Here is a 19347-nt window from a genome sequence, read left to right on the forward strand (position 1 = left end):
TGGAAAAGCCGGTTTCAAGCGAGAGGTGTTAAGCAACAAACGACGACACAAATGGGAATCGTTCTTAATTCTAAAATAAACCTGAGCACCCCTGAGAGCCTGCCCACGCTGTTTACTTCTTGAAGCTGACGTTGAGGCTCAACATAAGGCGACGAACTGTTGTAGGAGTCCACAGGCCACCACGTGAGGTGTGTTTACCCTTACTGTTCAGACAGTCAGCAAGAGACTGAAGTGTGTTGCAGCCTTGGTAGAGACACGCCATTACATGAGGGGCTATGCCTTCACGGTGAGCGTCAATCTTTTCAGCCTTGATGGCATTCATGTTGTCAGCGTTGCCCTTTGCACGGCCTTTAGAGAGAGCCTGTGAGCGGCGTTCCACTTTGGCTAAGCTCTCTTCACAACCACTGTCTGCACGCTCCTGTAGAGCCTTGAGGGCGTCTTTTGTACGCTGGCTGATGAATGCACGTTCCTGTTCTGCCAGTGCTGCAAACAAGTGGAGTTGAAACTTGTCAGCTTGCGGCATGGTTGCAACCTTGAAGTCAACACGCTTCATCAGGCTGGCTATGTGCTCAACGTCCCGTGACAAACGATCAAGCTTAGCCACCACCAAGGGCAAGCCCTGTGCAATCGCCTTGGAGCATTCAGGACGTTCTAGGGGCGGTGTTGTACCAGAGATCGTTTCAGAGAACTCTGCTACCACTGTCCAGCCATTTTGCTTGGCTGCTGTTTCAATGTACGAACGTTGAGCCTCAAGACCAAGCCCGCTTTCGCCTTGACCTTTGGTAGAAACCCTGATGTAAGCAACAACGTTCATTGTCTGTATTCCTGTTCACTCTGTGTGTGATTGTCATTCTACACGTCACAAACACATATGACAAATGTCTGAACGACCATTACCAGAAATGACAAACGATGATTACACAGTGTGTCAGCTCACACCTACGGTGTTATGTCAACAGGATTAATTGTTTGCGTTCTATTTGTGGTGTGTTTGTTGGGAATCCTCTTGACTGGACACACCTTTGTGTGAGCGACCTTTTGAGTGTGTGAGCTTTGATGCTCTCGCATCAGGAGGATTACCACTTGAAGGGTTGTCCAATATAAACACCTAACATATCCATCACCAACCAATCAGCGTATCCGCTGGAGCCGGTCTAGGCTCAATGGCTTCTGTGTTCATTGGAAATGAAGGGTTGTCCCGCTTATGCCTCGGGGCATGGGGCTGTGACGCTCTGAACGTCCGTTCAGGGGTGTGTATCACTACAAATGGACGCACCCGCTCTAGGCTGAAACCCTTACAGGACGTGGCTTGTAGAGGGAAATACTACTCTAAAAAGGTTACAACACTAGAGCAGCCAGAGGCTGTTTCTTGCACGAATGTTGTTGACGCTCTGCACCATCTGTGAGGTTTGGATTGTGTATTCGCACTTGAGTGTGTGCTACGTCCGTCAGCGTTGTATCCCTCCTGTCAAGTGTTTTCCTTTCGGTCGAGTGTTATTCATCACATTACACAGATGAGAATCACTACCATCTCCAAATTGAAGCCCTTCGGCAAATCGTTTGAAATTCATTGATGGGAATCACTCTCATTAACTGAAAAGTGTAAAGATTGCACAGATGTGTGCTGAAGTGGTTGACACATGTTCTAGGTTGTGAATCTGTGGTGATTTCTTCAATTATTTTCCACTTTTGTGCAAAAATTTCTTGCATGTGCAAAATGGATTTGCTTAGCAACACACACAAACTGAAACTACCCTCAAGTGTCACCACCACTGGTAACACGACATCAAACTAACAAACCGTTCAAACACACTTCCATCAAAGTATTCACAATCACAAAGTGGTATCAGCAGAAAGGAATACTCCTACAGATAATAGATAGCAAGCTAACAGTATTGTTACACCCTGCCTGATGGATGATTTAACAGTGGTACTACTCTCTGAACGGACGTTCAGAAGCTTAGACACATTGTGTCGTGAGACACAGTGATGAACCAGTCAAACAAGAAACATAACAACCAACTATCAAATGAGCTAACCGCTCTTATATTGGTGCAGAAGCCTTGTCAGAATGACAAAGGGTAAACCCGTGTCGGTACGACACAGAGTTACTATCTCTTTAGGTTTCTTGTTTCTATTGTTGGTTGTATGTGGGAACCACATCAGGCGAGAACACTTGAAGTGGTATATCACTCTGAACTGACGTTCAGGGGCTGCACAGCAGGCGCTCTCTTGCGGCTCTGGATTAGCGGCTAGTACACTGGGACACATCTAATGGAACTGGAACTAGGGGAAGGAACAATGATAACCAGAGCAAGCCCAACGGTCATTAGCTTTGACACTGCACGTGATCTGATAGACCACCTATCCCCTTTAAACCCTATCTGGCATCGGACTCACTATATATTCCGAGGCCAACCGGATGACGATTACAAACTAACCCCTTCAGTGTGTAGAACTGGCAGAGGATCATTTGCGTATGGCTCGCCAAGAAGGGTGTTTGATGAAACAACATCTGGGCAAGTGGAGTTTGAGTTTGAGGTGATTAAGAGGTTTCTAGCCGGATGTGATAGAGCCGGACTGACTGTGCCGGGATACTCAGAACAGGTAAAACGGGAGATAGAAAAACAGACACACCTTTTACCTGATTCCTATATCCCATGGCCGCCAGAACGATTTTACGAAATCATGGCTGTTGCACAACACTACGATGTGCCGACACGTCTACTTGATTGGACAGAGCGTAGCTTCGTTGCCTGCTACTTCGCAGCCTCTTCGGCTAAGTTTGAGCTAGACACAACCACTATGCCAAGGATTGCCATCTGGGCACTAGACACAACGTTTGCAGATGAGTGGACGACAGTAAAAATCATAAGAACACCCGGTGGAACGAGTAAGAACCAAGCTGCTCAGTCTGGCTTATTCACCACACACAACATTACAACGTATGGGGTTAGTGATAAGTACCAGTCAGAAGCGTTAGAAGATATCCCTGAAATCTACCATGCGACTAGCAGTGATAAGCCACTCATAAAGATGACTTTGCCAGTCAGCGAAGCTCCTGAGCTGCTACAGCTATGTTCTAAGCTGGGGGTTGATGGGTCAACACTCTTCCCCGGCTACAATGGCGTTGCCAAGATGGTTAGAGATTGGGCTAACGTCGAGGTGGGAATAACACTCTCTCAGGATGCACTAGATCAGGAACGTGCTGATTACTACGACTGAAGCGTAGGCAGATCATATAAAAAGGCCCGCTCATAACACAAAGGTCATGGCGGGCTGCTCTGTTGTTAGGCTGTTGGCAATCCAGATACACCATTGCCCGGTGTAACACCGGCGTGTTTATGTGTATCAAATGGAATCCCGTTAAATGTCCATGTTCCGCTGATAGTGGTGTTGCCTGTCCATGTGGTGTTAGGCACATTCACTTTCAGAGAAGAGGCATTGATAGAGACACTGTTGCTTGCGTTCAGCTCAATGTCTTTAGCAATGACTTTCACTGTGAATTGTGAGTTGATTTCAACGTTGCCGTCTGCCTTCAGAGTGAAGTTTACTTCTGCACCAGTTCCTGTGTTGTGGATGATGGTTAGGTCATTGGCATCTCTTGGGAGTCTCAAGCTCTGGATTTGTTGAGCCATCACACCCGGTGGAGTTAGCCCCGGATAGAAAACAGCGTCCATCTCATCCTTCATTCTGTTATTAGCCACTTTGGTAGGATTGGAGTTGGAAGCAATCTTGAAGTTATCTAGGCTGTTGTCAGCGACAATGCACATTCCTGTATCACCCACTTTAACTGGGAAAAGGATAAGGCTGCTGCTAGTGCGAGTGTAGGCAATGGGGATATTGAGAATGTGCAAGTCATCCATGTTTTCCCCATCATCCGTATAACGTTGATTGAGAACCTTCACCGTCACGGATGGAACAGCACCGCCGTTCACACCGGTAACTACGGCAGGGAATGCTGTACGTGTATTGTCATTGTTGTTATGGATTTCCGTCTTGATAACGTCTAGCCATGTAATGTCTGCCATAAGGGCATACTCCTTAATCTGCGATCATTCTTAACGCTTTGTCCTGAATGAAATGTTTGGATTCAAAGCCAATTACTGGCTCATCTGGTTTGTGCTTTGGGCTGTAAACTTCTCTGGCATTATCTCTGAGCTTCTGTGAGTCGATTACAGAGGCGCTAACATCAACTTGGATAGCCAGTGATGGATAACACTCAACGCTGCTGTAAAGAGCTTCCAAAGCCTTGGCTAATGCAATGCGTTGAGTGCCTGTTGTTCGATTCCCGTTATAGGCAGCGTATGTGTTGAGAGTTGCTAACAGTTGCTGGAATAACTCAGGATGGTTCATGTGTTAAGCAGCCTTGCTTGGACGTACCGGGAGTGGAATTTCAGGAAGAGGAAGAGCATTCCCTTTGTCATCCTGAAGAACAAAATAGGTTTTGCCGTTATCCGTCTTTGCACGAATGATCTTGAAGAGTGCACGGCCTTTGCCTTCAAAGAATTCGTATGCTGCTGCCATAGCTTTGGATTGAGACTTAAAGTGTTGCGGGTAACGGATACCCTCAATTGTTACTGGGAACATGTTTGATTCTCCTGTGTTTATTTTGATTTGATTGTTGTGTTTGGGCTTGTTGTGATTGCTGGGTTTGCAGTTTGATTGATGTTGATAGGCGAAACACTGTAGATAGCGTCTCGGGCCTTCAAGGGAACTTGAATGTCAATGTACTGCTTGAGTTGTTCGTTGCCGTTGTTAATCTGCATCCTGAAAGAATCAGATTGAGCAAGAGACGTTCTAACAATCTCTTGCCTCATCATGGCAATGTCTTGGCTTCTTGTGGCTTGGTACTCGTTGAGCGTGATGTGTGCGTTAACCGTTAAAATGCAACACCCAATCAGGACAGTGAAACAAGCTGCAAGAAGCCAACCCCAAACTTTATTATCTAGGGCTGGTGACATTAGTTGCCTCTTGCTTGAGACTGTGTAGCGGCTGCAACATCTGGACTGTTCTTCTTGACCTCACGTGCAACAAGTGCAGCGGTTTCGTTTCTGTGGCTCTCAAGGTGTCCTGCCAGTTCATCAGCACTTGCACCACTGTTGATTGTCATTGGTGCTTGTTGGATTGTGATGTTGTTGACAACGTTGGTGTTTACAGCAGAAGCGGCAGCCTGTCCGTTTACAGCAGGTTGAATCAATGGCGTCTTTGGAGTTGCACCCACCATGTTAGGGAAGGCTTTGGGGCCAGCGTCAGGAGCAACTACAGTATCGAGTTTTGGAATGTCGCTACCATCAGTCAGACGCCAAGGCGCTGTTGGGTCAACATTGCCAGCAGGGTTAGGCATAGGGCCACCGCCATTACGGTCTAGCTCTCGTCTTGCAACAATATCTGCACGTTGCTTGTCGTCAACTTCACGCTGTTTAACAATCTGGCCATACTTGTCATCATCAATCTGGCCCATAAAGTGCAAACCATCTTGAACCTTGCGTAGTAGGAATGTAATTGCATCAGCAAATGCAGCGATTGCATCAACGACAGCCGTAATCACTCCAATAAGAGTTTCACCTACAGTCTTGAACAACCCTACATCATCAGCAATACCAAAAGCTTGCTTGATAGTTTGATAGTAAGTAGTGAAGCTTGTTCCTAGCTCATCCATTGCAGAGCTAAGGTCTTGCATAAACTTAGGATCAAGGTAGCTCTTACCGTTGTTGAACCAATTGGCTAGATTGGTTAGACCTTTAACCAAACTCGTCACACCGTTAAGCACTGTGCTAGAAGAACGGCCCAAGGCTTCAAACTGTGGCTCAATCGCTTTCAGAAACTCTACAAGGCTGCTGTATAGAGCAGGCATTGTGGATTGCAAGCCAGTGTTGTCAAAAGCAGAAGCCATGTTTGCTTGGTATTGGTTGCCGATACGGTTATCCCAAGAATCTTGGGTGTTGCGGGCTTTATCCAACAATCCACCGTCATTAGCATGTTGATCCAGTGTCTTACCGAGTTCCATCATGAATCTTGTAAGTGCGTCACCACTAATCTTTCTATCTTGACGATCCTTACCGAAAGCCTTCAAGGCTTCATCGCCAGTTAATTTGCCACCAGATGCTTTCTGCCAAGCTTCAGCACCAAACTCGTTGGCGTGTGCCCCAAGGTGTTCAGCAATTTGGCCAGTCCATTCTTCAGAGTACAACTGACCTTTACCAAGGGCTTGACGCATACCAAGACTAATCTTAGACATGTTTTCGTTAGACAAGTGTTGAGCCTTACCATATCTGAGAATACCTTCAGCAGCGTCAGCAGCTTTATCAACTCCAACTTTAGAAGACAATGAACCAACGATTTTAGCGTAATCTGCTCCAGTCTCTTTTGTGGATAGACCTTCTGTTTGTGCGAAGTTCTCATAACGGTTGTTCATACGCTGGGCATTTTCTGGAGTTTTATCACCCACAGCTTGGAACTGCCCAAGGCGTTGGTTTCGAGTGTTAGCAGCTCGTTCAGCCGCTCGGGCAAAACCTGTGGAAGCGGCAACGATTGCAGCGAATGCAGCCACTACCAGAGCAGCGGCACCAGCTACAGCACCCAATCCCATTGCTGCACGGCCTAGACCGCCTGCAAGCCCTTCCAAGCCACCTAGAGCGCCTTCAGCACCACCAGTGACGCCACCAGCGAAACGACCTACACCGCCAAAGCGGTGAATGGCGTGACTACCTACACCAAGCAAGCCACCGCCGTGAGCGGATCGTGGGCCACCGTGCCCAGGAGTGTTAGCCTGTCCTGCTGCACGTCTGTTTGCGGCATGTTGTTGTGCTGCTGCACGGGCTGCACGGATTTGGTGTTGCTGCTGGAGGTTGGCTAGACGGGACTGTTGAATCTGGTGTCCCAAGGCTTGGGCGTGTTGCTGTAGTTGGGCTTTGGCGGCTGCTGCCTGTGTGCGTTGTGTTGCTGCTGCCAACTGAGCTTGTTTGATTTGCAGGGCAACTTGTTGTTGCTGTGTCTTCAAGCCACTTGCTTGAGAACTGTTGTTGATCTTGGCAAGCTTTGCATTCTGTAGCTGTGCTTGGAATTGAGCTTTGGTTTGTGCTTGTTGTGCAACAGCCAAGTTCTTAGCTGTCTGTCCCGCACCGCCTGTACTCTTCAAAGCTTTATCAATGGCTTTGCCAGTGTTACGGGCTTGAGTTTCGAGAGCTTTCATCACCGCTTTGGCTTGTTGGATTCCCTTTAGATCAACCTTGAAACCAATCTTGGCGAATAGCTCGCCTAGTTCTTGATCACTAACCATTACATACGCTCTTGAATCAATTGAAGTGCACGGTTCTGCACAGCATCATCAGCTTCAGCAATGCCATTCATAGCTGTCTCAGTATCGAGAACACCAGATGTTAGGAACTGAGCCATAAACTCAAAGCCCTTTAGTTTATCTACTGTTGTTGGTGCCACCTTGGCGATTGCCTGCTCAATAGCGTACATAGCACGCAACATACGCGGATCAGATAGTTGTTTGTCTGCCCACTTCAGGTCGGAGTAAGTAGCGTGATTTAAAGCCTCTTCACCAAGCTCCTTGCCTGTCTCGCGATAGTCAATCAGGGATAGAACATACTCAACATCTGTATGTTGGTTTGCTGCTTCAAGGGCTTGGCGGAAAAGGTCTTCTGCAAACTTTTCAAAGTAGGCTTGATGTGTACGTGTCATTGTCATTATTTTGTGTCCTTTATAAAGAAAGAGCCGACACGGAATGTCAGCTCTTGAAATTGGGTAAGAAAGGAAAGCTCAAAGCTGTAATCAAACAGCCTTCAGCTTTGCATTCTCTTCTAGTAGTTGTTCCATGCGGATACGGAAGCCTTCAGCTTGCATGTTGGTGTAGAACAACTCACGCTCCAGCTTGTCAGCTTGGCGAGAAAGAGTTTCCAGTTGGTCAACAATCAACTTACGATCATAAGCAACCTTGCGTGCTGCCTCACTACATACAGCGTTCTTTGCTTCCTCTTGTTCAAGTGTGCTCACCAACATCTGCACAGCGTAGAGTTGATCAGTTAGAACAAGATGATTGATGATGTGGTGATAACTGGATGGTGTTGTGGCTTGGTACTTTAGAATCAGTGCGTGTTGTCCGTCTGTCATCGTCTTAATCTCCTGTGCGTCTCTTATTTGCTGAAGTTGAATACCAAACCTTCTTGGGGTTTAACGTTGCCCGCTGCATCAACACCTTTCTTCTCTTGCACCTTCAGTGGAATGAAGACAGGGCAATAGCTCTTGAAGATGTCGTGACACTCTTGTTCAACAGTCTTGGAGCCTTTACGTGGGCGTCCGGGAGACTTCTTCTTAACTGGCAATGTGATGTGTTCAAAGCTTGCAATCATCTTGGCTTCTTCAATCATGTGTTGAAGGCGTTGAATGTGCTCTTCTGGAAAGCCACAAGAGATAGCACGTGTTAGGGCTTTCTCAAGTGGTTCAATTGTTTGTTTGTAGATGCGAGCAGCAAACATTAGCTTCTGCTCTGCTGTCATAGCGTTGGACATTATTCTGTTTCCTCTTGTTCGTAACGACGTTTACCGTCCCTACGTTGAGAGCGGTGCTTGTCTTTGTGTTTTGGTTTGGACTTAGAAGGGGCAGCGCCCCATTCATCGTTGTCGTATTGGGCAGTGTCTCTCATTACTTCTTGTATCTCTCTTGCAGCATCTGCATTGTTAGCTCAGCAGATGTTAGCAGCGGTGCTACTTGTGTGAGCGTTACCGTATGTACAGTTGTCTTAGCTACAGACTTAGCGACTTCCTTGGCCTTAGAAGCTTTGGCCTTCTGCACTGTCTCTTTTAGATAGTCTTGCTCTTCAACAAGAACTTTGTAGAACTGAAAGAATCCAGCGTAATCTAGGTTGATGGCTGAAGTGGCGAGCACTTCAGTAACATCAGCGTCAAACAGCTTAGCAATAAGCATCTTGCGGTATTGTTGTTCAGTCATTACTTAATCTCTGCCTCTTTGGCAGAATCAACTTCGGCAGTGATTTGCTCTACAATCTTTTTGATATCTTGACGTTGAACAGCTTCAGGTTTTTCCACGTAGATAATACAACGCTGCCCAACAACCTCAGAAGCAAGCAAAGGGTTGTTGTAGAGTTTGTAGCCACGATCAATATATGCTTGCAAAGAGTGCATAGCACTAAGAAAAGAACTTTCTACGATTCGTTCAATTGCACCTAGCTGTGTCTTGCTCGGATACAAGCTAGTGCATAGTACACATGGATAGTCGATGTGATAACCGTTGAGGCGACGTTTATAGGCTGCCACCTCATATTCAGTCAGATGTTGAAGATCACTTTGTTGGTTATGTATAAGAGTCATTTAGGTTTCCTTTTAAGTGTTTTGATTACTTCGACTTGCTGCCACGCATACGGTCACGTACACGCTTATCAAAATCAGCCTGTACACGTGCTGCGTCTTCTTCTTTGAGTTGAGCAGCAATAGCAGCTTCTTCAGCTTTCAATGCTTCAGCTTCTTGTGCAAACACACGTTCGTTATGTGCGTCAATGTCTGCTGTGTATTTGGCTGTGACCTCAGATGTGATGGCCTTAATGTCTTCAGCCTGAAGAACTTCAGGCTTAACAACATAGATTTTTACGAGTTTGTTACCGATAGATGGTTGGTAGATACTACCTGTGTAGAGCTTGTATCCTTGATCAACTTTGTTTTGCACTTCGTTCATTGCCGCCTGAGGGAAAGAAGCTTCTACAACTTCCAAGGCACCACGGAGGTTGAACTCACCAGTTCGCAGACGGCCATGTCCATCAAGAAAGCTGTCACGGCCTTGTACAGTTACAGCGTAGGCTTGCGTTTCGTAGTCAATGAGCGTTTGCAGTTCTTGTTTATCGTGCTTCTTGATTGTTAGGGTAGTCATTGTTTGTTTTTCCTTGTATTCGATTGGTTATTGAGCAGCGTCAATGGCTGCGTAGATTGCTTTGAGTTCTGCTGTTTGCAGCTTGGCTGGCTTTTCCATATGTACCACTTGCACAACAGACCAGTTCATGTTGCTGGCAGTGATGAAAGGATCAGGAGCACGCTTGTAGCCTTTGCTAACAAGGTCGTCGTACTGACGGAACATATCTACATGAAAGTTGGTGTAGATGATTTCGTACTTGCCTTGGGCTTCATACTTGGCTAAGGCTTCAGCCTTCAGTGTTTGTGTGTCGGTCATCAGAATTCGAATCCTTGTTCTGTGCACCACTGGGAATACTCTTCAAGCGTTTCGTCTTCAGAGTCGCCAGCGTAGCGATTTGATTTGATAAACATGAAAGACTCATGTGTTAGGTCGCCTTCATCAAGAGTGGCAAGAAACTCTGTACGCCACATCTCGTTAGAAAGCTGTGTTTGTGTTCCGATTGCAAACTGTGTATCAGACATTGGCGGATTCCTCAGAGTTGTCTTTGATGTATCTGGCTAGACAATAAGCAGTGACGCTTGCAGCGTAGATAGCAAACGAGATAGCGATAACGATAGTGGTTGTCATGTTCTTAATCCTTGTTAAGCATGGTGTAGAGTAGAGATTGTTTTCTGTTCTTGCTGTCTTCTGGAGTTTCTAGAATCAATGCAGCCACCGCACCTAGGATTTCAGAATCAGAGAGTTTGGAGATTTGTTGTTTGTAGAATTCGAAGATTGAAGTCTTGGCTTGCTTCACTTCTGGCATTTCTTTGTGCTTGGCACGGTGTGCACGAATACGGCAATGGTCTTTACAGAATCTGTGGTTAGAGCGATTCGATAGAAACGACTGCCCGCACTCTGCACACTCTTTTGTAGTGAGTGTCATTGTGTTTTCCTTGTGGGCGATTGGTTGGCGTTACTGGTATGAGTGGTTACGTGAGATTGTTCAAGCACAAAGAAAAGCAGCACTTTGGCTGCTTCGCTCTGTACAAGGAATTAGTTAGGGTTTCGCACCAGCTACCCTGAAGCTGTGAAAAAGTTGCTGCTCACTGTTTATTAAGTTTGCCGTGTGCTGTCTTGCTGACTCATTGCGAATCAACAGGAATCTGAATTAGAGGTAGTGGGCCACACCGTACCACCAAACGGCTCTTTCACCACAGCCTGACCAAGAAGGCATTGTGATGTGTGTTCAAGTGTTCCGCGAGCTACTTGATAAAGCTTTGAGGTCGGCTGATGGAGAACAGCCTATCGGACAGGGTTTTATCGCTAGCCACCTGTTAAGGCTATTTGGAGGGAATCGAAGCCCTTGCGAATCTTTGAATAGTGTTTCGAAGGAGTGCCGGTATTGAGCAACCACCGGCGAGGTGCTAACAAAGCGTGGGAGGACACGCTTGCTCAGACATACCAACCAGTTAGAAAGGAGGAGTAAACTAACGATCGGTATTAGAAGGGAATTTGGCAGCAGGAAAGAAAGCTCTATAACTTTCCCTCTCTACACCTATATTATATCACAGCTTTGACAGTTGTCTACTACTTTGTGTCACTTTATGCAACTTTTTTGACAACTATTTTCACACTCGTTAATAAAGCCGTCATTTCTGTTTGTGTATTTGAAACAGGGGATACCACGCTTGTTTGGTTGTCACGATTTCTGTTGTGTTGTTGTCTCGCCACTCTAAGTAGTGCTCCACGCTGTGAGGCTTTCTACTGCCCTCTACAGGGCGAGAGATGTTCACTCTAGGCTTTGGACTGCTCACAGCTTAGAACAGCTCACACGTTGCCGTGTGGAGCCTCAAGGCTTCTCGCATTTTGAATGTGATTCACTTCAAAGCTGACTACCATATCAAACAACAAAACAACACAACATTCAAAAGAGAGTAAGCCTCAAAGGGTTGTCTGCCGTGAACGATGTTCACAGGGTGCCCTTTGGCCTTGTGCCTAGTGATGGTGGTTTGTGTTTGTTGCTTGAGGGAGTACAGACGACAACTCGGGTTGTCAGGGAATACCACTGTGAACGATGTTCACGGGTTACTACTTGAGGTGTTGTATCACGCTGTAGGACGCACTTTCTGAGGGGGTCAACTTGTCTGGAGGCCACGTATTTAAAGGGTTACAGCCTAGATGGGTTACTCTTAAAAGGTTTTAACACTACAGCAGCCATAGCTGCTTTCTGCACGAATGATCAGAACGGTGTCCAACCCGGAATGTAAGACTCACAGAAAACGATTGTGTTAACAGAACCACGGAACACATCATCACCCTCTTCATAGATCAAGCCAGACAGGATATCAGCCTCTTCCTGACGTTGTGCGTCAAACTCTGCACGCTCTTCACGGCTAAGTGCGTAGTAAGCAGTGTGGGCGTCCATACGGGCTTTGTGAGCATCACTAACAGCCTTGTCATCAACCATCTTACGGGATGCGAAGTTAAATCCAAACATCAGCTCTTCTACTTCTTCAACCATATGTTCTGCATCGTGGCCTTGTAGAAGGTTGAACAGAGTTTGCAAGTGGTCTTCAGACAGCACACCGATTAGATGCTGATGGCCTTTACCAGCTTCATCAGTATATGTGGTGTACATCTTGTTGATTGGAGTCAGGAGGAAATACAGCTCAGGACGGAAAGCAGAGTGGCGGCGAATCTCAGAGAACAGAATCTCTTGTTCGGTAGTGGCTTTAAGTTTCATGCTGAAAACACGCTTACCTTGAATCTCAGCAACTGCCATCTGTAGTTCAACGGCTGTGCTCTTTGGGTTGTTCAAGACTTTGACGAATGGTGCGTGTTCAGGGTTGTTCAGATCAATCACTTGCTCTAGGTTGGCGATTGCCTGAGCTTTGGCAGATGGTTTAAGCCCAGCTTTGCGGCAAGCTTCAGTTAGAGTTTCGATACCAACAAACTCTTCAACCAACGTCCACACATCAGCGTTACTCATATTGGTGTCTACAGACCATTTCGCTCTCAAGTCTAGGCGGCTCATAGACTGGCCCATGCCTGTGCTGACAGCCTTGGCTGCTCGGTTGCGAGTTCCAAGACCAACGAAGAGGTTTTGAGAAGAGAGCAAACCCATACGGTGGGAATGCTTAACAGCGTCAACGTGGCAAGTGTGGAATGTGTTCTTTCCGTTCTTCAGGTTGGCTGTGTTGGTGGCGGTTAGGACGTTGATAGTTGCAGCGGCTTCTTCAACATCACCAATCCATGTTTGCAGGATTTGCACGGTTCCAGCAGCTCTAACAGCATCTAGGATTCTGTAGCGTTGGTGTGCGTCAGCAGGGATTGTGTAAACTTTTCTCTTACGTGTAGTGGTGGCAGCTTTAGCAGCTTTGTTAGCTAGGAGTTTGCAGTCTCTCTTGTCGCTCTTGCAGTAGCATTGGTCAGAGCGTTTCGGGGTGAATGCTTTACGGCACTCGTCAAACAGGCAACGGTGACGACCGTCAGCTAGTTTAACTGGTTTGATTTTAGCGGATGTTTGTGTGTTCGATTGTGCTTTCATTGTTGCTAGCTCCTTGAAGGTCGGCTTGGGATAGGGTTTGTTGTGTTGCTTTGTAGATCGTGTTGCAGCTATGGCAGCACACTGGCTGGAACTTCTTGCGGGTGAACTGCTTTTCACAGACACGGCAAGTAAGAACCTTCAGAGTGCCACCACGTTTGTTTTGGACGGGCATAGAAATATCTCCTGTGAGGGATGAGCCTAAAGGCTGTGTTTTGGTCTGGGCTTGTGTGTAACTGATGGTGTTGCCAGAGAGGATTTACCGTTGCAGTAAATGTTTCTTCTCCACTACTAATAGTTTACCACGCAAACTACCCCTGTCAACCCCTCATACAGATAATTAGTACAAAATCAACAACTATTTTCACAATTCTCTACATACGACAAGCAAACAAAAACCCGCTTCAGCATCACACCGAGCGGGTTCCTATTACTTGTCAGGCGGGACGTACTCCAACACACTCTTACCGGCGTAGCTGGATGGTGCGTTAGCAACGTTGTCTTGGCCTGCCTTGGTTTTGACTTTTCCGTTCTTACGGCCTTTGTTGTTCCTGATCTGTACAGCAATATTTCGAGTGTTGGCATGAACAACCTGCTCAAAAGCCAGCTCAGGGAAAATCCCGTCCCCTGTTTGCGTGTTCTCTTCAAAGGCAACGTTAGTGAAGACACAAGGGCCATAAGAACCAACGTTCAATCCACCTAGTAACTCAATCACTTGGAACTCTTCCGAGTTTTGCCACATGCTGATTAGCTGGCGTTTCACCGCTTGGGACGATTTAGACTTTTCTTGAGGTGTCAGAATAACTGTAGGGATTGTGTCCCTTGTGAACTGTGCAATCACTTCTGGTAGAAGCTTATTGATAGAGCCTACAGTGCTAATCTGAACAGGCGTCACAACCTGTGTGCTGTTCTTGTACTGCTTGTCACGTGGCATGTACAAACCATTTGCGTCAGTAGACACTTGGTCGCCAGTATCAAAAGAGAAAGCAGGGATTGCACCCAAGGTAGATGGTCGGTTGATGTTGAAGTCAGCATCAGACAGAACACCACTGATGGAATATCTTGGGTTCTCTCTTGTTGTGTGGTCTGTGATCAAGCTACCGTTAGAAAGTGGGTGCTTGGAGATGGCAGAGCTATATTGCTCTGTGATACGGGTGATTGCGTCGAAGTAGATTACGTCAGATGTTTTAGTGACAATGACGAATCCCGAAAATGAAGCGTCCATATGTTTGTTCCTTATATTGGGCGTGCAGAGGGCCACAAGCCTGCTTGAGAGGCTTTGTAGGCTTACTGGCATGTTGGGTTAGGTTTGTAGCTTGAGTAGCTGTATGGCTCTGTGGGAGCATTACACTGTCACTGCTTTGTAGATATCAACCACACGACCACGCACAACAGTCTTCATAGGCTTGTCTAGTTGGTCGATATAAGTGATTGGCTGTACTGGCTTGATTTCCCATGCTGTTGGGTTAGCTTCCATCCACTCTAGAGAGCGTATAAAGGCCGTAGCAGCTCGTTGTCTTGCTGGGAGTGCCAATGCTGGGGTGTGTTGCTCAAGAAGGCTTAGAACGCTTTCTAGGAGGCTTGGCGGGCTGTGCTGGTCTTCAGCTTGTGTAGTTGCTTCCATATGTTAGGCCGCAAACTTGAACTTCACAGACTCAAGCATCTTGCCTGTGTCGTACAGCGGACGGTCGAAGCCTTTAGCGGCAATCGTTCTTGCACTGTTGCTGCCCGGATAGTTGGCAATAGTCACTTTGATTTCTTCAGAGATGATCTTACCAAGGGCGGCAAGGATACGGCGTGCACCGCCAGTGTTGTGGATCGTGGCCCGAGCTGCTGCCATAAGCCCCTTAAGCAGTTTTTTACGTGTCTGCTTATCTTCAAGTGTTTCACGCATGAATGGGCGTTCAGGGTGAAAGCGTGTTCCAAACTCGTTGTATGCCGCCACTTGAGCAACTGGTATACCATCGTCGTATCTGTCTTCCTCAAAGAATCCTACTTTAACCTTTGTAGCGGCCAGCGTTTTCAGGCGTCTGGCCAGATTGTCAAATCCTTTGAGATTAAGTGTCGTCGTTATCATAATCTCTCTCATTGTTGTGGGGGTTGTTGCTGTGTCACTTCCCTTGATTGTTGTTGTATGTTGGGGACACATTGATAATGGGGTTGGCTGTCTGTTGAACATTAACCCCAATGTTTCTATGAGCCTCAGCGGCTCTATCTCTTACTAGCTTCATCATTTCCTTTGAGTCAGCTTTGAACATCAAGTCTTCAAGCTTACGTGTCACTCTGTCAGTCTCTTCGAGCTGAAGATTAATACGGGCCTCAGATTCTGAAGTCCTGATTCTAAGGCTGGCAATGTCCGTCTTGATTGGCGTCAAACTTTTGTCTACAAGCTCCTTCTGCACAGTGATGTTATCGAACTGGTATTGCTCCACTCTTCCAGTCGTTATGAACTGGGGAATGAAGACAATCCCAAGAACCAGAAGTATTGCCATGATGAGGCCGTGTAGATACGTCATTGGACGTTGAAGCGGGGATTGTTTTTCATCCATCTATAGATTCCTATTAGATTGGCCCTAACTGGCTACCCCCATAGGAACGTGTGGAGGGTTTAGGACTGAAGTGAGTAAGGCATTGTTTAAGTTTGCCCATGAAAAGCCCCTTGTCACGGCCAGAGAAGACTTCATCAGCAGTGCCAGCAATGCCGATTTGAATAGCTTTGTTCATGAAGTCTTCCACAGCGTCAACTAGGAACATGTTACCGACGTAAGAAACAATCACACTCTCTTTGGTGCGAAACCAGAAGAAGTGATAGTTGGTTACGTCAGGGTGTCTACGCTTGAGCATCATATTGAAGTGGCGTCCAAGACGCTTCAAGTCAATACGACCTTTCAACTCATAAACTACAGAATGAAACCCTTCTTTCTGAAGAGTCTCAATGTGTCTTTTGATTGTTGGCATTGAGCCTCCTGTTATTGGTTATGCTTGGCCTGTCTCACAGACTCTTTGTGCATCTCGCAAGAATCAAAGTATTGCTTAACCGCAATCTCGTTAGCATCGTATGCGTCTGCAATGTTGAGCAAAGTTGCAAGGTCTGAATATGTAGCTAGTGCTGTCTCACTACGCAAAATGCTGTAGATAATGCCAGCCTGACTAAATCCAGCAGCCGACCTTTCCAAAGATTTTGGTGGAGCAATGCCGCCGCTGTCGTAGTTCTCAGGAAGTGCAAAGCGAATGGTGTTCCACACTGGTGCGACGTTATGTTCGATAAAAGCGTAAAGCATCTGGGCAATCTGAGACATAGTGAGTGTGGCGACATCAACAGGCTCACCATCTAGGGTGATGTACTTGAAGAACTCACCAAACACAACTTCATAATCTGTAGTTGCTGCTTGCTTATCCGTAGCCTTGTAATCAATGACGTAACTCATTGGGGCTTGAATGCGAGATTCTACAATCTCTTCCCTATCTTCCAGCGTCTTACCTGCCAACACTTCTCTGACTGTGAGCTTTCCCGCTCTTGGGCCAGAATCTGGATGTTCGTACACTTGAAATGGTTCACTTGTGTTTGCAGCACGATCCATGAACATAAGCAATGCTAGGAACTGACTGTTAATGAATGCGGAGAATGGGAAGATTCCTTTGTGCCTGAGAGAGTATGTGCCCTCACGCATGATAAGGATGAATGCACTGATCGCTGTAGCGTAGTTTTCGATCAACTCACAACCTTCTGTTGCTGGATGATGCTTGATCTTATATATCTTGTCGTCAACGACGAACTTCTTTGTACTGATTGGCATAAAGCCTCCTGTTTTGTTGTAGCTTGGGCAAGCTAGTTGGGCTGTTAAAGGACAGTGATATCACTGCCATTCATTTCAGAGCATTGACATTCTGCATACCAATCATTACCGCGAGTGTCACCATTAAAACGCACGCTGTCGATTCTGTAGAAACCATTAATGTTGTCGGATTCCAGTTTCACAACCGTACTTGGCAAAAGAGCAGCATCTAGCAGCACCTTGAATTGCAAGCCGTATCTAATACGCTTGTCTTTCTTAGGTAGTTTGGTTTGTTTTTGAGTGCGGAATGGGGTTTCAATCATCCCTGTTTCAGAAGAGATAACTGGACACATCACTGTAGACTTTGTATCTGGCCCATTTACATCTGTTACAGTCAGGACGTTGTTAGAGACGTGATACTCAAGACCGTAAGCCTTTGTCAGTTTGTCCAACATATCTTTGGGAGTGCCAGACAAGCGCCAACCTTGAACCACTGGGCTATTTAGGTTTGTGCCTACGATAGAACCACGGGACACACCGGGCATGTTGTCTGTGATGATGCGGAGAACGTCTTCAACTGTTTGGCCGGGGCTAGCCATTGCACTGAGTCGGGTTTTTGTGAGGTTGACATATCCGTCACCAACAATCAGTTGTGTGATTGTGTCTGCTCCACGCTTGATAGTGGATTGGTCAGTGACGTTGCCACTTACAAGAAGTTTGCGGCCCTCTTCATTCTTGTAGCCAACGTAGAGAGACACTTCTAGGTAGTGACTATCAAGAAGTCTTTCTTGCTCAGGGTTGAGGTTGTAGATTTCGATAGAGGCAGAGTTGCCATTGTTGTTCTTATGGTCGGATGTTTTGCTAACATCGAATGTGATGCGGAGAGAGTCAGAGCCATAACCAGAACCTTCAATCTCGATTCCTTGGCCTTTGTTGTAGTCACCAACAGTTAGTGTGTAAAGCCTTTCAGACTTGCGGGTTAGCTGGGGATCGGTGTTTGTAGTTGTCGCCATAGTTGAGTTCCTTGATGTTGTTGTGGGCGTAGGGCTTGCACGATTGTTTGAACGGACATAATCAGAGCCTTGTGGTTGTGGTGATTGGCGCGGCAGGACTTACCAGTGCAGAAAACCTTACGGGCTGTCTTGCATGGCATGGTGCACCCACAGTGTTTGCACTTACGTTCGGTGATAGTCATTCTGAATGTTCCTTTGAAATAGATAGTTGTGACACTTAGGTTAACGGTACTAAGCATCAGGCATGAAAAAGGCCACGCTGTGGTGGCCCTTTCAAATGCACTTGCCCAATGCAACACAACCAGTGAATCCAGTAACAAATACTTCTTCCTAATGTGTACTACAGTATAACACACGTATCACAATCACACAAGACCTGTCAACACAGATATGTGATAAAATCACAAAAGAAAAGCCCCAGAGCGTGAGCAATGGGGCTTCAGGGTTTCCACAACATTGGAATCTGTCTCACTGTGTTAGTGGAGTGTCTTTCTCTGTGTCTTTCTCTGTGTCTTTGGTGTGCCTTGCCTTTCTCTGTTGGCTTCTTGCATATCAGAGATAGCATTGAAGAGTGCTAACAATTCGTCGTCTTCCTCTTCTTCCACATCCTGTGGAATGGCTTCTTTCTTGGAAGGTTCACCAATCACAACTGGAGGAAGCTTTTTACTTCCATTCAGGTATTGGCGCTCTTCTTCTTTACGCCGTAAGTAGTTGGCATCCCTGCCAGACAAATTGCCACGCATCCAAGCGTCAGCAGCTCTGTCTAAACGTGAGTCATCACCAAGTTGCAAAGCGTGTAAGTATTGCATGTTAACCCCCTGTATCCTCTTGTGTGTTTGTGTAACACATCATACCACAGAACAGGAAAATCACATAACACTATCTTACGATGGTGACAAGATATTTTTACACACTCAAGGCAACAACCACAGAGAAGGAGGGATAGTAGCCACTGCCAAGAGTGTGAAACAAGGTACGCACCAGACCGCTAGGTCAGATGGTTTGAATATGGGAGATTATCAGTATGAGGATAACTCTTTGTCATCCTGACATATAGAAGCAAGATCAAAAGCAGAAGCTTTCTTGTCCTGTGTAGACATTGTTATGTGTTGGCTGTGTGTCAGACAGAGCAGTGTTGGTGCAGAAGACGTTAAGATCA

General features: G+C 46.4%; 24 protein-coding genes. 1 reads left to right on the top strand and 23 read right to left on the bottom strand.

What is annotated here, in order from left to right; all coding sequences use genetic code 11:
* Positions 1 to 112: 112 nt before the first annotated feature.
* Entirely contained in the window at positions 113 to 814 is a 702-nt protein-coding gene (locus tag ACODTO_RS17055) for a recombinase family protein (RefSeq protein ID WP_489106763.1), read from the bottom strand.
* Positions 815 to 2274: 1460 nt separating this feature from the next.
* Here ACODTO_RS17055 and ACODTO_RS17060 point away from each other — a divergent pair.
* Positions 2275 to 3225, top strand: a complete 951-nt coding sequence (locus tag ACODTO_RS17060) for an FRG domain-containing protein (protein ID WP_489106764.1) — start codon at positions 2275 to 2277, stop codon at positions 3223 to 3225.
* Between the two features lie 65 nt (positions 3226 to 3290).
* On the opposite strand, the gene ACODTO_RS17065 is transcribed toward ACODTO_RS17060, so the two are convergent.
* The 22 genes from ACODTO_RS17065 to ACODTO_RS17170 all read right to left on the bottom strand — a co-directional run bounded on the left by ACODTO_RS17065 (position 3291) and on the right by ACODTO_RS17170 (position 18997).
* Positions 3291 to 4031, bottom strand: coding sequence for a Gp138 family membrane-puncturing spike protein (locus ACODTO_RS17065; RefSeq protein ID WP_489106765.1), 741 nt, complete (start codon positions 4029 to 4031; stop codon positions 3291 to 3293).
* Positions 4032 to 4044: 13 nt separating this feature from the next.
* Positions 4045 to 4356, bottom strand: a complete 312-nt coding sequence (locus tag ACODTO_RS17070) for a hypothetical protein (RefSeq protein WP_489106766.1) — start codon at positions 4354 to 4356, stop codon at positions 4045 to 4047.
* A gap of 3 nt (positions 4357 to 4359) precedes the next feature.
* The gene (locus ACODTO_RS17075; protein WP_489106767.1) at positions 4360 to 4590 is read right to left on the bottom strand and encodes a hypothetical protein; all 231 of its coding nucleotides are present in this window, start codon (positions 4588 to 4590) and stop codon (positions 4360 to 4362) included.
* A 17-nt stretch (positions 4591 to 4607) separates the two neighbouring features.
* Positions 4608 to 4964, bottom strand: a complete 357-nt coding sequence (locus tag ACODTO_RS17080; RefSeq protein WP_489106768.1) for a hypothetical protein — start codon at positions 4962 to 4964, stop codon at positions 4608 to 4610.
* The gene (locus tag ACODTO_RS17085; protein WP_489106769.1) at positions 4964 to 7282 is read right to left on the bottom strand and encodes a hypothetical protein; all 2319 of its coding nucleotides are present in this window, start codon (positions 7280 to 7282) and stop codon (positions 4964 to 4966) included. Before ACODTO_RS17085 ends, ACODTO_RS17080 begins: the two co-directional genes overlap by 1 nt.
* Positions 7282 to 7698 (bottom strand): hypothetical protein, encoded by a 417-nt coding sequence (locus ACODTO_RS17090; RefSeq protein WP_489106770.1) that lies wholly within the window; start codon positions 7696 to 7698, stop codon positions 7282 to 7284. Before ACODTO_RS17090 ends, ACODTO_RS17085 begins: the two co-directional genes overlap by 1 nt.
* Before the next feature lie 84 nt (positions 7699 to 7782).
* Positions 7783 to 8121 (bottom strand): hypothetical protein, encoded by a 339-nt coding sequence (locus ACODTO_RS17095; protein ID WP_489106771.1) that lies wholly within the window; start codon positions 8119 to 8121, stop codon positions 7783 to 7785.
* A 23-nt stretch (positions 8122 to 8144) separates the two neighbouring features.
* The gene (locus ACODTO_RS17100) at positions 8145 to 8519 is read right to left on the bottom strand and encodes a hypothetical protein (RefSeq protein WP_489106772.1); all 375 of its coding nucleotides are present in this window, start codon (positions 8517 to 8519) and stop codon (positions 8145 to 8147) included.
* Between the two features lie 133 nt (positions 8520 to 8652).
* Entirely contained in the window at positions 8653 to 8958 is a 306-nt protein-coding gene (locus ACODTO_RS17105) for a hypothetical protein (protein ID WP_489106773.1), read from the bottom strand.
* Positions 8958 to 9338 (bottom strand): hypothetical protein, encoded by a 381-nt coding sequence (locus ACODTO_RS17110; RefSeq protein WP_489106774.1) that lies wholly within the window; start codon positions 9336 to 9338, stop codon positions 8958 to 8960. Before ACODTO_RS17110 ends, ACODTO_RS17105 begins: the two co-directional genes overlap by 1 nt.
* Positions 9339 to 9363: 25 nt before the next feature.
* Positions 9364 to 9891 carry a hypothetical protein gene (locus ACODTO_RS17115; protein WP_489106775.1) on the bottom strand — a complete coding sequence of 176 codons (528 nt, stop codon included), beginning with the start codon at positions 9889 to 9891 and terminating at the stop codon, positions 9364 to 9366.
* A gap of 27 nt (positions 9892 to 9918) precedes the next feature.
* Positions 9919 to 10188 (bottom strand): hypothetical protein, encoded by a 270-nt coding sequence (locus ACODTO_RS17120; protein ID WP_489106776.1) that lies wholly within the window; start codon positions 10186 to 10188, stop codon positions 9919 to 9921.
* Positions 10188 to 10394 (bottom strand): hypothetical protein, encoded by a 207-nt coding sequence (locus ACODTO_RS17125; RefSeq protein WP_489106777.1) that lies wholly within the window; start codon positions 10392 to 10394, stop codon positions 10188 to 10190. Before ACODTO_RS17125 ends, ACODTO_RS17120 begins: the two co-directional genes overlap by 1 nt.
* 110 nt (positions 10395 to 10504) lie before the next feature.
* Complete coding sequence (locus ACODTO_RS17130; RefSeq protein ID WP_489106778.1) at positions 10505 to 10798, bottom strand: hypothetical protein; 294 nt, start codon at positions 10796 to 10798, stop codon at positions 10505 to 10507.
* Positions 10799 to 12094: 1296 nt separating this feature from the next.
* A complete protein-coding gene (locus ACODTO_RS17135) occupies positions 12095 to 13402 on the bottom strand; it encodes a hypothetical protein (protein WP_489106779.1) in 1308 nt (435 codons plus the stop codon).
* 427 nt (positions 13403 to 13829) lie between these two features.
* Complete coding sequence (locus tag ACODTO_RS17140) at positions 13830 to 14624, bottom strand: phage baseplate protein (protein WP_489106780.1); 795 nt, start codon at positions 14622 to 14624, stop codon at positions 13830 to 13832.
* A 402-nt stretch (positions 14625 to 15026) separates the two neighbouring features.
* On the bottom strand, positions 15027 to 15476 hold the full coding sequence (locus ACODTO_RS17145; RefSeq protein WP_489106781.1) for a hypothetical protein: 450 nt from the start codon (positions 15474 to 15476) through the stop codon (positions 15027 to 15029).
* Positions 15477 to 15510: 34 nt separating this feature from the next.
* Positions 15511 to 15948 carry a DUF948 domain-containing protein gene (locus tag ACODTO_RS17150; RefSeq protein WP_489106782.1) on the bottom strand — a complete coding sequence of 146 codons (438 nt, stop codon included), beginning with the start codon at positions 15946 to 15948 and terminating at the stop codon, positions 15511 to 15513.
* Between the two features lie 13 nt (positions 15949 to 15961).
* Positions 15962 to 16357 carry a hypothetical protein gene (locus ACODTO_RS17155; protein WP_096236941.1) on the bottom strand — a complete coding sequence of 132 codons (396 nt, stop codon included), beginning with the start codon at positions 16355 to 16357 and terminating at the stop codon, positions 15962 to 15964.
* Positions 16358 to 16368: 11 nt separating this feature from the next.
* Complete coding sequence (locus tag ACODTO_RS17160; protein ID WP_489106783.1) at positions 16369 to 17196, bottom strand: hypothetical protein; 828 nt, start codon at positions 17194 to 17196, stop codon at positions 16369 to 16371.
* Between the two features lie 44 nt (positions 17197 to 17240).
* Positions 17241 to 18188, bottom strand: a complete 948-nt coding sequence (locus ACODTO_RS17165) for a baseplate hub protein (RefSeq protein WP_489106784.1) — start codon at positions 18186 to 18188, stop codon at positions 17241 to 17243.
* A 476-nt stretch (positions 18189 to 18664) separates the two neighbouring features.
* Positions 18665 to 18997 carry a hypothetical protein gene (locus tag ACODTO_RS17170; protein ID WP_489106785.1) on the bottom strand — a complete coding sequence of 111 codons (333 nt, stop codon included), beginning with the start codon at positions 18995 to 18997 and terminating at the stop codon, positions 18665 to 18667.
* Positions 18998 to 19347 lie beyond the last annotated feature (350 nt).

It is taken from the genome of Pseudomonas sp. FG13 (assembly GCF_057809755.1).